The following is an 11,498-nucleotide window of genomic DNA, read 5'->3' on the forward strand; positions in this document are numbered from 1 at the left end:
GCCATGCCTGCTACACCAGATCAAGTCAGAGCTGTCATAGACCAGTACGTACAAGCCTGGAAAACAGGCGACAAGGCCTTGTTGCTGTCCATTTTTGCCGAAGATTGCAGTTGGGAAGACCCGGTGGGAACACCGGCTTTTGTGGGGCATGAGGGGCTCGAGAAATTCTGGGCTTTTGCCTATCCTCAGGACGCAAGTCGCACACTGACACCCGTACCCGAGCAGGTTATCGTCTGCGGCAACGAAGGCATCCTGCGGTTTACCATGCAGGTGCGAGTGCCTTCAGAAAACAAAGGTTTAAACCTTCTCGTGACTGACCACTTTGTGTTGAACGACGCGGGCAGGATCAAATCGGCCCGGGCGTTCTGGGACGAGGGCTGCGTCTCCTGTCCGGATGGTATGGATATGTTCGTTCCGGATATGAGTGAGGCACATGTCTAGCGCTAGCTGCTGTTGAGACACAAAAAAGGCCGCAAAAGCGGCCTTTTTATTGCGTAGAAGAGGCTGGTTCAGCGTTTCTCCACAGGGACAAAGTCACGCTGAGCCGGGCCAGTATAGAGCTGGCGTGGACGACCAATGCGGGAGTTGTCCTTGTGCATTTCGTTCCAGTGCGCGATCCAGCCGGGGGTGCGGCCCAGGGCAAAGATAACGGTGAACATGGAGGTCGGAATGCCCAGCGCCTTCAGAATGATGCCTGAGTAGAAGTCCACGTTGGGGTAGAGCTTCTTCTCGATGAAGTAGTCGTCTTCCAGCGCGATTTTCTCCAGGCGGGTGGCGATTTTCAGCAGGGGATCGTCGATACCCAGTTCGCCCAGTACCTCGTCGGCAACCTTCTTCATGACGCGAGCGCGCGGGTCGAAGTTCTTGTAGACGCGGTGACCAAAGCCCATCAGGCGGAAGGGGTCATTTTTGTCCTTGGCGCGGGCCACGCACTCATCAACGCGCGACTCATCGCCGATTTCATTCAGCATTTCCAGTACGGCCTCGTTGGCGCCGCCGTGAGACGGCCCCCAAAGGGCTGCAATGCCTGCGGAAATACAGGCGAAGGGGTTGGCCCCGGTAGAGCCTGCAAGGCGCACAGTGGACGTTGAGGCGTTCTGCTCGTGGTCGGCGTGCAGCAGGAAAATAGTGTCCATGGCTTTGGCCAGGATCGGGTTCACCTTGTACTCTTCGCAAGGGTTGCCGAACATCATGTACAGGAAGTTCTCGGAATAGCTGAGATCGTTGCGCGGGTACATGAAGGGCTGACCGATGGTGTATTTGTAGGTCATGGCCGCCAGGGTAGGCATTTTCGCCATCAGACGAATAGCCGAGATTTCGCGATGCTCTTCGTCAGAGATATCCAGAGAATCGTGGTAGAAGGCGGATAGGGCGCCCACGACGCCGCACATGATGGCCATCGGGTGTGCATCGCGGCGGAAACCTTTGAAAAAGGTGCTCATCTGGTCGTTGACCATGGTGTGGCGGCGCACGGTGCTGTTAAAGGCTTCTTTTTCCTGCTTGTTCGGTAGTTCTCCGTACAGCAGCAGGTAGCAGGTTTCCAGGAAGTCGGATTCCTCCGCCAGTTGCTCAATAGGATAACCGCGGTGCAACAGCACCCCTTTGCCACCATCGATGTAAGTGATTTTGGACTCGCAGGCTGCGGTGGAGACGAAGCCTGGGTCATAGGTGAAGTAGCCTTCGCCCGTCAACGCACTTACTTCGATTACGTCTGGACCGATAGTACCTGAGTGCACATTCAGGTCGATGGTTTTGCCATCTATCGTCAGACTGGCTTTCTTGTCACTCATTACGACGAGCTCCTGTAGGGTAATGTCTTTTGAACGTCCTTTAACCGGAGCGACAAATATAGAGCCTCGAATAGTTTTGTCAACGTTGCATACTTTGGCGATTTGTCGTTAGCGAGGGCTAAAACCGGTTAATAATTAAGCGTTTCTGCTTTTCTTTTCACTTTCTGCATGCAAATGCAGCGCGGGGGCAGAATGTGAGCAATGAATTGCTGCTTTCTGGTGCAAATTATCGCCTAAGCACTTGAAATCTCATTTTTTTGCACGGGCCCGGTGCGATGGAAGTTGGTTTGTAATTGCCCGATGATGGTCCTATAATGCGCGGCGTTTCCGCTATGCAGGGTATTCATACTATATATAGTGTTTTGACTGTATATAGTTCGCCGTGCTCCAGTTCGGCCTTCGGGTCGTATCGAGTGGAAGCCTTGCTCCACATCCTTTTAATCGCCTGCGCAAGTCGGGCCAGAAAAAGTGTGACATTACCGTGAAAGATAAACGACCCGTAAACCTTGATATAGGGACGATTGCGCTGCCAATTACCGCGATTGCTTCCATCCTGCACCGTGCAAGTGGTGCCTTTATATTCTTCGCCGTTGCCATCCTCTTTGCTCTGCTGGGGCAGAGCCTGAGTGGGCCCGAAGGCTTTGCCGCCGCACAGGAGTGTCTGAACTCCTTCATTGGCAAGCTGCTGGTGTGGGGCACTCTGGCAGGCATCATTTACCACTCTGTGGCGGGTGTTAAGCATCTGGTCATGGATGCCGGTATCGGCGAGACGATGGAAGGCGGTATCCGTGGCGCCCAACTCGTGTTTGTCGTTTCTGCGGTACTGATTGTTATTGCGGGGTTGTGGGTATGGTAAAGGCAGTGACAAGTTTTGGCCGTAGCGGCCTGTCCGATTGGCTGGTTCAGCGCGTCAGCGGCGTTATTCTGCTGGTCTTCGCATTGGTGATGGTGTGCAAACTGGGGTTTGGCGGCGAGTTGACCTATGAGAGCTGGAAGGCCTTTTTTGATGGTATCTGCATGCAGGTACTGACCACGGCAGCTCTGCTGTCACTGGTTGCGCACGGTTGGATTGGTATGTGGTCCATTTCCACAGACTACTTCACCGAACGTTTGATGGGTACTAAGGGCACCGTGATTCGCCTGGCCTTTCAAGCGCTGTGCGCGGTGGTGCTGTTTACCTACCTCATCTGGGGTTTGCGGATTCTGTGGAGCTGATCAATGAGTAAGATTCGAACCATTTCTTTCGACGGTGTTATCGTCGGTGGCGGCGGCGCCGGTATGCGCGCGGCCCTGCAATTGGCCCAGTCCGGTTACAAGACTGCGGTTATCTCTAAAGTTTTCCCTACTCGTTCTCACACGGTATCCGCCCAGGGCGGCATCACCTGTGCGATTGCCAGCAACGATCCGAACGATCAGTGGGAATGGCACATGTACGACACCGTCAAGGGCTCCGACTACATCGGTGACCAGGACGCGATTGAATATATGTGTAGCGTTGGCCCGGAAGCGGTGTTTGAGCTGGATCACATGGGTCTGCCGTTTTCCCGTACCGAAGAAGGCCGTATTTACCAGCGTCCTTTCGGTGGTCAGTCCAAGAATTTCGGTGAAGGCGGTCAGGCTGCCCGAACCTGTGCTGCGGCCGACCGTACCGGTCACGCACTGCTGCATACGCTGTATCAGGGCAACCTGAAGAACAACACGGTCTTCTTTAATGAGTGGTACGCCACCGACATCGTCAAAAATCAGGACGGTGCGGTTGTCGGTGTTATCGCCATCTGTATTGAAACCGGCGAAGTGGTTTACGTGAAATCGAAAGCCACCGTATTTGCCACAGGTGGTGCGGGCCGTATCTACGCCTCTACTACTAACGCTCACATCAACACCGGTGACGGTATCGGTATGGCGCTGCGCGCCGGCTTCCCGGTACAGGATATCGAGATGTGGCAGTTCCACCCGACCGGTATTGCCGGCGCCGGCGTTCTGGTTACCGAAGGCTGTCGCGGTGAAGGCGGCTATCTGGTAAACAAGGACGGCGAGCGTTTCATGGAGCGCTATGCGCCCAACGCCAAAGACCTTGCTGGGCGTGACGTTGTTGCCCGCTCCATGGTTCTGGAAATCCTCGATGGCCGCGGCTGTGGCCCTGAAGGCGATCACGTATACCTGAAGCTGGATCATCTGGGTGAAGAGGTTCTCGAGAGCCGTCTGCCCGGTATCTGCGAGTTGAGCCGAACCTTTGCCCACGCCGATCCGGTGAAAGAGCCGATCCCGGTTGTGCCGACCTGTCACTACATGATGGGTGGTATCCCGACTAATATTCACGGTCAGGCCCTGACCCTGGATTCCAATGGCGAAGAGCAGGTTATTCCTGGCCTGTACGCCTGTGGTGAGGTTGCCTGCGTATCTGTCCACGGTGCCAACCGCCTCGGCGGCAACTCGCTGCTCGATCTGGTTGTATTTGGTCGCGCCTCTGGTCTGCACATTGAGAAAACTCTGCGCGAAGGTGTGGAAATGCGCGATGCCACCGACAGCGACGTTGAAGCTGCGGCCTCTCGTATTCATGCGCTAGACAACACCACCGGTGGTGAAAGCGTTGCCGCGCTGCGCAAAGAGCTGCAGAACACCATGCAGAATCACTTCGGTGTATTCCGCAATGAGAAATTCATGCAGGAAGGTATCAAGAAGCTGGCCGAACTGCGTGAGCGCATCAACAATGCGCATCTCGAAGACAAAAGCATGGCCTTCAATACTGCCCGTATTGAAGCGCTGGAGCTGCACAACCTGTTTGAAGTGGCTGAGGCGACTGCGGTTGCGGCTGAAGCGCGCAAGGAAAGCCGCGGAGCCCATGCTCGCGAAGACTACACCGAGCGCGACGACGAAAACTGGCTGTGCCACTCCATGTACTTCCCCGGTGAAAAACGTGTGGGTAAACGCGCTGTAAACTTCGCGCCGAAAACCCGCGAAGCGTTTGAACCGAAAACACGTACTTATTAAGTCGGGGAGATCAAAGAATGTTGCAAGTAAGTCTGTATCGCTACAACCCGGAAGTTGATCAAGAGCCCTACATGCAGGACGTTGAGGTCGATACCGGTGGTAAAGACCTGATGGTGCTGGATGTTCTGGAACTGCTGAAAGCTCAGGACCCGAGCTTGGGTTATCGCCGCTCCTGCCGTGAAGGTGTGTGTGGCTCCGACGGCATGAATATCAACGGCAAGAACGGTCTGGCCTGTATCATGCCGCTGTCTGAAGCCATGAAGGGCGGTAACAAGCTGATTTTGCGTCCGCTACCCGGCCTGCCGGTTATCCGCGACCTTGTGGTGGATATGGCGCTGTTCTACAAACAGTATGAGAAGGTGAAGCCTTACCTGATCAACGATACTCCGGCACCGGCGATCGAGCGACTGCAGTCACCCGAAGAGCGCGCCAAGCTGGACGGTCTGTATGAGTGCATTCTGTGCGCCTGCTGTTCCACGTCCTGCCCTTCGTTCTGGTGGAATCCGGATCGCTTTATCGGCCCGGCTGGGCTGTTGCAGGCCTACCGATTCCTGGCCGACAGCCGCGATACGGCCCAGCAAGAGCGCTTGGCCAACCTGGATGACCCGTTCAGTGTGTTTCGCTGCCACGGTATTCAGAACTGTGTGAATGTATGTCCCAAGGGCCTGAACCCGACTAAGGCCATTGGCCACATTCGCAATATGCTGCTGACTAACGCGACTTGATTTAGCAGTGAACTTTTTCAGGTATTTTATTGTAATACTTGAAATTTCGGCCCAGGCTGCCACTCTTGTAGCTGGGCCGGAACGCCTGTCTTGGCAGAGGTAAGTCAAGCAAGCGCAGTACGTCTACAATAGAAAAGAGGAACCGAATAACCCTTGCGGTTATCTGTATGATGCAGTCGGTTCTCGTGATGGCCAGGACCGTTTATCGGGGGAGAGCGGTTGGCGTTGCGCGAAGCGGTTCAAAGCGGATACCGCGTTTGAAGCAGGTGAAAATCCATGCAAAAAAGCTCGATGGAGTTGCTTTGGAGCAGTTCCCATATCTCGGGTGGCAATGCCGAGTACGTCGAACAGATGTACGAAACATTCCTCACAGACCCCAATGCCGTGCCGGAGGTTTGGCGCAGCTATTTTGAACAACTCCCGCGCGTTACCGAGCAGGTCGTCCGTGACATTCCGCATTCTCCGGTACGCGAGCATTTCGCCAATCTGGCCAAGGTTAAGGTTCGTCCCTCAGCCGCTGCAGCCAGCCCTGTGTCTGATCACGAGCGCAAGCAGGTCCGCGTTATCCAGTTGGTCAGCGCCTATCGCCAGCGAGGCCACCAGAAAGCCAAGCTCGATCCGTTGAACCTCTGGGAGCGAGCGCCGGTAGCAGACCTAGATCTTCACTATCATCAGCTTAGCGATGCCGATCGAGATACGGTTTTTCAAACCGGCAGCTTGTATATAGGCAAAGATCAGGCAACGCTTGGTGAGATTCACGAAGCACTGGAACGTACCTACTGCGGTACCGTTGGCGCCGAGTTCATGCATATTGTGAACACGGAAGAGCGCCAGTGGATTCAACAGCGTATGGAGAGTGTACGTTCTCGGCCAGAGTATGGATCAGATGTAAAGCGCCACTTGCTGGAGCGACTAACGGCTGCTGAAGGCCTGGAAAAATCGCTCGGTTCAAAATTTCCCGGCACCAAGCGTTTCGGTCTGGAAGGCGGTGAAAGCCTGATTCCGATGATGGACGCCATGATTCAGCGCGGTGGCGCCTACGGAACTAAAGAGATCGTGATTGGCATGGCCCACCGGGGCCGCCTGAACGTACTGGTCAATATACTGGGTAAAAATCCCGGTGAGCTGTTCGACGAGTTTGAGGGCAAGGCCCGCTATCAGGGCTCTGCTGACGTCAAATACCATCAGGGTTTCTCCTCGAACGTCATGACCAGTGGCGGCGAAGTGCACCTGGCGTTGGCCTTTAACCCGTCCCATTTGGAAATTGTCTCTCCGGTAGTGGAAGGCTCTGTCCGAGCCCGTCAGGATCGTCGCGATGATGAGGTTGGCAACAGTGTGATGCCGATTGTCATGCATGGGGATGCGGCCTTTGCCGGGCAGGGTGTGGTCATGGAGACCTTCCAGATGTCCCAGACCCGGGCTTACCGCACTGGTGGCACAGTGCATATCGTCATCAATAACCAGGTGGGCTTCACCACCAGTTTCCAAGCCGATGCGCGCTCGACCGAGTACTGCACCGACGTGGCAAAAATGGTGCAGGCACCGATTTTTCACGTTAACGGCGACGACCCCGAGGCTGTTCTCTTTGTTAGTCAGCTGGCGGTGGATTTCCGTCAGGAATTCAAGAAAGACGTGGTTATCGACCTGATCTGCTACCGCCGTCGCGGACACAATGAGGCGGATGAACCCTCCGGCACCCAGCCGCTGATGTACGCCCAGATCAAAAAGCAGAAAACCTCACGTGAGCTGTATGCCACCGCACTGATGGATCAGGGGGTTGTCGACAAGACAGATGTCGAGGAAATGGAAACCGAATACCGTGCGGCGCTGGATGAAGGCAAGCACGTGGTGAAAAGCCTGGTGATGGAGCCGAACAGTGGCATGTTTGTCGACTGGCGGCCCTTTATCGGTCACGACTGGCAGGCGCCAGGCGATACCAGCTACGAAGAAAAGCGTCTGCGGGATCTGGCCAACAAGATCAACACCATACCGGAAGGTTTTACCCTGCAACGGCAAGTGGCCAAGATCTACGAAGACCGGCGCAAGATGGCTGCGGGGGCTACGCCGATAAACTGGGGCTTTGCCGAAACGTTGGCCTACGCCTCGCTGCTGGACCAGGACTACGCAGTGCGCATTACCGGGCAGGATGTAGGCCGCGGTACCTTTTCCCATCGCCACGCGGTTCTGCACAGTCAGAAAGATGCCAGCACCTATATTCCGCTCCAGCATGTGGCGGAAGATCAGCCGCACTTCACAATACACGACTCGCTCTTGTCTGAAGAAGCCGTGCTGGCCTTCGAATACGGGTACGCGACGACTCAGCCTAATACCCTGGTGATCTGGGAGGCCCAGTTTGGCGACTTCGCCAACGGTGCCCAGGTGGTCATTGACCAGTTTATCAGCAGCGGCGAGTTCAAGTGGCAGCGGCTGTGTGGCCTGACCATGCTGTTACCACACGGCTATGAAGGACAGGGCCCCGAGCACTCGTCGGCGCGTCTGGAGCGCTTCATGCAGCTGTGTGCAGAGCACAATATGCAGGTCTGCGTACCTTCCACACCGGCGCAGGTTTATCACATGCTGCGTCGGCAGATGGTTCGGCCTATGCGTCGGCCGCTGATCGTCATGTCGCCGAAAAGTCTGCTCCGTCACAAGGATGCGGTCTCCACGATGGAAGAGCTGGCCAACGGTAGCTTCCAGACGGTCATTGACGAGGTGGATAATCTCGACAAGAGCAAGGTTAAGCGCCTGATTCTGTGCAGCGGCAAGGTCTACTACGACCTGTTGGAAAAGCGCCGCGAGCACGAAAAAAACGATATTGCGATTGTGCGTATGGAGCAGTTGTATCCCTTCCCATACGATCGCCTCAAAGAGGTGATTGGTGGCTACCCGAACCTGAAAAAAGTGGTTTGGTGCCAGGAAGAACCGCGCAACCAGGGGGCCTGGTACAACAGTCGTCACCGGATACTGCGCGTTGTGCACAGTTTCCGCCCGGACAAGAACCTGTTGCTGGGCTACGTGGGGCGCGACCCTTCGGCCTCGCCTGCGGCCGGTTATGCGGCACTCCATTTGGAGCAGCAGACTCGCTTCATACACGAAGCGCTAAGAATAGAAACACACTGACAACCCGGTATTGGTATTTAAGGAATTCTGATGACAACCGAAATCAAGGCACCCACTTTTCCCGAGTCAGTGGCCGATGGCACCATCGCGACCTGGCACAAGCAGCCCGGTGAGGCCTGTAAGCGCGATGAGCTGCTTGTTGATATCGAGACTGACAAAGTTGTGCTGGAAGTGGTTGCTCCAGCTGACGGCGTCGTCGAAGAAATTGTAAAAGCTGAGGGTGAGACTGTCCTGAGCGACGAAGTGATAGGTCGATTCAAGGAAGGGGCCAGCGGCAGTGCATCTGCTGACAAGGCCGAGACCAAGAAAGAAGACGAGCCCAAGACGGAAGAATCTGCGCCGGCAAAATCGGCCGAGGATCTGAAAGTCAGTCCGGCGGCGCGCAAAATGATCGAAGAAAACGGTCTGGACGCTGCGGCTATCACGGCAACAGGCAAGGGCGGTCTGATTACCAAGGAAGACGTTGTTTCCCACATGGAGCAACCCAAGGCGACAGACAAGCCTGAGGCGGCTGCCAAGGCCACGTCCTCGCAAGCGCCGGAAAAAGCCTCACTGGATAATCTGGTGGTGGGTGAGCGCGTCGAAAAACGCGTGCCAATGACCCGGATGCGCGCCCGTATCGCCGAGCGTTTGCTGGAAGCGTCCCAGGGTACCGCCATGTTGACCACCTTTAACGAGGTCAACATGAAGCCGATTATGGAACTGCGCAGCCAGTACAAAGAGCTTTTCGAGAAGACCCACAATGGCACTCGACTGGGCTTTATGGGCTTTTTCGTTAAAGCGGCCTGTGAAGCGCTGAAACGCTTCCCCGCGGTCAACGCGTCGCTTGATGGCAATGACATTGTGTATCACGGCTATCAGGATATTGGCGTTGCGGTGTCAACGGACAAAGGTCTTGTCGTGCCGGTGCTGCGCGATGCGGACGCGATGGGGATAGCGAACGTCGAGGACAAGATTCGCGATTTTGGTCTGCGTGCCCGGGACGGGAAGCTGGGTATCGACGATATTCAGGGTGGCACCTTTACCATCACTAACGGCGGGGTATTTGGCTCACTGCTGTCCACGCCCATTCTCAACCCGCCGCAAACGGCGATTCTGGGTATGCACAAAATTCAGGAGCGACCGATGGCGGTGAACGGCCAGGTGGAAATTCTGCCCATGATGTATTTGGCGCTGTCGTACGACCACCGTCTGATCGATGGCAAGGAAGCGGTACAGTTTCTGGTGACCATTAAAGATCTGATTGAAGACCCGGCGCGCATTCTGCTGGAAGTCTGATTATTGCCGGTCAGTGGTGCGGGCGCTGCGCGGCAACGGGCAGCGCCCGCTGACCATTCACTCGGAAAACAGTTTTAATTAAGGTTGAACTTATGTCGAAATTCGATGTTGTAGTTATTGGCTCCGGTCCCGCCGGATATGTCGCAGCGATTCGTGCTGCGCAGCTGGGCTTGAAAACCGCCTGTATAGAAAAAGCTAAAGGTAAGAACGGCAAGCCTGCCCACGGCGGCACCTGCCTGAACTGGGGCTGCATTCCCTCCAAGGCGCTGCTGGACTCTTCCCATAAATACGTTGAGGCGGCCCACGATTTTGCAACCCACGGTATTACCGCGAAAGACCTGAAGATCGATGTGCCGGCCATGATCAAGCGCAAGGATCAGGTGGTTGGACAACTGACCGGTGGTATTGGTGGCCTTTTCAAAGCCAACGGCGTGACCCCGATAGAAGGCTCCGGCAAACTGCTGGCGGGCAAAAAAGTTGAAGTCACCAAGGAAGATGGCTCCACCGACACACTTGAAGCCGAGCACGTGATTATCGCTGCCGGCTCGCTGCCGGTCGAAATCCCACCGGCTCCTGTTGATCAGGAAGTGATTGTCGATTCTACCGGCGCCCTGGATTTTCAGTCAGTACCCAAGCGTCTTGGCGTTATCGGCGCGGGTGTCATTGGTCTGGAACTGGGCAGCGTCTGGTCGCGACTGGGCAGCGAAGTGGTTGTACTGGAAGCCCTGCCTGATTTTCTGCCTGCTGTAGACCAGCAGATCGCCAAAGAAGCTGCCAAACTCTTCAAAAAGCAGGGGCTCGATATACGCCTCGGTTGCCGCGTGATGGACACCAAGGTTGCGAAGAAAAAAGTCACGGTTAAATACAATGACGGTGACAATGAGCAGGAAGAGGTTTTCGATAAGCTGATCGTAGCGGTGGGTCGTCGCCCTCACAGCCAGAGCCTGCTGTCGCAGGATTGTGGCGTAAATCTCGACGAGCGCGGCTTTATCTTCGTCAACGACTACTGTGAGACCGATGCTCCGGGCGTTTATGCCGTCGGTGACATTGTGCGCGGTCCGATGCTTGCTCACAAAGGTTCGGAAGAAGGTGTGATGGTTGCCGAGCGTATTGCCGGCAAGAAGACCGCCATGAACTACGATGTGATTCCAAGCGTGATTTACACCCACCCGGAAATTGCCAGCGTCGGTAAAACCGAAGAAGAGCTCAAGGCTGACGGCGTACCCTACAACGTGGGTGTGTTTCCTTTCGTCGCCAGTGGGCGCGCATTGGCGGCCAATGATTCCGCGGGCATGGTCAAAATGATCGCCCACGCCGAAACCGACCGCATTCTCGGTTGCCACATCATCGGCGCCAGCGCCGCGGATCTGGTTCAGCAGATCGTCATCGCCATGGAGTTTGGTTCCAGTGCGGAAGACATCGCGTTGACTGTGTTTGGTCACCCGACGCTGTCCGAGGCGGTTCACGAGGCAGCACTGGCCGTGGCGGGCCACGCCATTCATATTCCTAATCGGAAGAAACGATAGATTTTTTTGCGCAGGTATGCAGCCTGCGCAAAGAAAGGGGGAGGAGGCTCTGGCTGGTTGATTTATGA

The 11,498-nt window shown here is 55.6% G+C and carries 9 protein-coding genes; 8 read left to right on the top strand and 1 reads right to left on the bottom strand.

Going from position 1 to position 11,498, the window contains the following annotated elements; genetic code table 11:
- The first annotated feature begins 3 nt into the window (after positions 1–3).
- The gene (locus ABY734_RS03210; protein ID WP_372777534.1) at positions 4–441 is read left to right on the top strand and encodes a nuclear transport factor 2 family protein; all 438 of its coding nucleotides are present in this window, start codon (positions 4–6) and stop codon (positions 439–441) included.
- Positions 442–509: 68 nt separating this feature from the next.
- On the opposite strand, the gene ABY734_RS03215 is transcribed toward ABY734_RS03210, so the two are convergent.
- Positions 510–1,790, bottom strand: a complete 1,281-nt coding sequence (locus ABY734_RS03215) for a citrate synthase (protein WP_372777535.1) — start codon at positions 1,788–1,790, stop codon at positions 510–512.
- 481 nt (positions 1,791–2,271) lie between these two features.
- Here ABY734_RS03215 and sdhC point away from each other — a divergent pair, with 481 nt between their 5' ends.
- The 7 genes from sdhC to lpdA all read left to right on the top strand — a co-directional run bounded on the left by sdhC (position 2,272) and on the right by lpdA (position 11,430).
- On the top strand, positions 2,272–2,646 hold the full coding sequence (gene sdhC, locus ABY734_RS03220) for a succinate dehydrogenase, cytochrome b556 subunit (RefSeq protein WP_372777536.1): 375 nt from the start codon (positions 2,272–2,274) through the stop codon (positions 2,644–2,646).
- Between the two features lie 5 nt (positions 2,647–2,651).
- Positions 2,652–3,005, top strand: coding sequence for a succinate dehydrogenase, hydrophobic membrane anchor protein (gene sdhD / locus ABY734_RS03225; protein ID WP_372777537.1), 354 nt, complete (start codon positions 2,652–2,654; stop codon positions 3,003–3,005).
- Between the two features lie 3 nt (positions 3,006–3,008).
- A complete protein-coding gene (gene sdhA / locus ABY734_RS03230) occupies positions 3,009–4,781 on the top strand; it encodes a succinate dehydrogenase flavoprotein subunit (protein WP_372777538.1) in 1,773 nt (590 codons plus the stop codon).
- Between the two features lie 17 nt (positions 4,782–4,798).
- Positions 4,799–5,506 carry a succinate dehydrogenase iron-sulfur subunit gene (locus ABY734_RS03235; protein WP_372777539.1) on the top strand — a complete coding sequence of 236 codons (708 nt, stop codon included), beginning with the start codon at positions 4,799–4,801 and terminating at the stop codon, positions 5,504–5,506.
- Positions 5,507–5,782: 276 nt separating this feature from the next.
- The gene (locus ABY734_RS03240) at positions 5,783–8,626 is read left to right on the top strand and encodes a 2-oxoglutarate dehydrogenase E1 component (RefSeq protein ID WP_372777540.1); all 2,844 of its coding nucleotides are present in this window, start codon (positions 5,783–5,785) and stop codon (positions 8,624–8,626) included.
- A 30-nt stretch (positions 8,627–8,656) separates the two neighbouring features.
- Positions 8,657–9,904 (top strand): 2-oxoglutarate dehydrogenase complex dihydrolipoyllysine-residue succinyltransferase, encoded by a 1,248-nt coding sequence (odhB, locus tag ABY734_RS03245; RefSeq protein ID WP_372777541.1) that lies wholly within the window; start codon positions 8,657–8,659, stop codon positions 9,902–9,904.
- Between the two features lie 92 nt (positions 9,905–9,996).
- Positions 9,997–11,430 (top strand): dihydrolipoyl dehydrogenase, encoded by a 1,434-nt coding sequence (gene lpdA / locus ABY734_RS03250; RefSeq protein WP_372777542.1) that lies wholly within the window; start codon positions 9,997–9,999, stop codon positions 11,428–11,430.
- The last annotated feature ends 68 nt before the right edge of the window (positions 11,431–11,498 follow it).

The organism is Litorivivens sp., assembly GCF_041624475.1.
In the GTDB taxonomy this organism is placed as follows: domain Bacteria; phylum Pseudomonadota; class Gammaproteobacteria; order Pseudomonadales; family Spongiibacteraceae; genus Litorivivens.